The organism is Novosphingobium indicum, from assembly GCF_014645195.1.
Taxonomy (GTDB): Bacteria; Pseudomonadota; Alphaproteobacteria; order Sphingomonadales; family Sphingomonadaceae; genus Novosphingobium; species Novosphingobium indicum.
This window is the reverse complement of record NZ_BMLK01000102.1, coordinates 1-698: the sequence shown is the minus strand read 5'-3', so window position 1 is coordinate 698 and position 698 is coordinate 1. Positions and strand designations below refer to the sequence as shown.

Sequence of the window (698 nt, the reverse complement as noted above, 5' to 3'; positions counted from 1 at the left end):
CGCCGGGCCGCAGTTCCGGCACGAGGACCTGGGCGACGTAGGCTTCGAACCAGTCGCCGTTGATCGGCCCATCGAGCACCATGGGCGCGACCATGCCGGTCATGCGCAGGCCGGCGACCAAGGTGGTGGTCTTGCGGTGGCCGTGCGGGAAGCCCATCCGCAGCCGCTCGCCTTTCGGGCAACGACCGTGGCTGCGGGTCATATTGGTCGCGGTCCAGGTTTCGTCGATGAAGACCAGACGCTCCGGTTCGAGATCGAGTTGACCCTCGAACCAGTCCTGACGCTGCTTAAGGATGTCGGGTCGATCTTGCTCTATCGCATGGCCTGTCTTTTTTTGCGCGTCAGTCCGCGGCGAACAAAAAAGCGATGTAGGCCGGCAACGGAAACGTCCATACCCTTGTCTGCCAGCGCCAAGCGCAGTTCTCCGAGGGTGATGTCCCTGCGCTCCTCCCAAATGGCCAGAATGTCCGCTGCCCGCTCTTCCATCCGCCGCGAACGCATATCGCCGCCTAGGGGCTTTGGGGCAATGTCACCCGTCTCGCGCTGCTGTGCCCGCCAGCGGACCGCCGTTGATGGTGCAACACCAAACCGGGCCGCCGCAGCACGACAACTCGATCCACTATCCACCGCTGCCAAGAGCCGAGTGCGCAAATCCATCGAAAGAGCCATCCATGCCGGCCTCCTTCACCAGCACGGAT

Annotated in this window: 1 pseudogene; it reads right to left on the bottom strand. The window is 63.5% G+C overall.

Annotation, left to right across the window (positions count from 1 at the left end):
• Positions 1-669, bottom strand: a pseudogene (locus tag IEX64_RS24325) (IS630 family transposase); the annotation flags it as partial.
• Between the last annotated feature and the right edge of the window lie 29 nt (positions 670-698).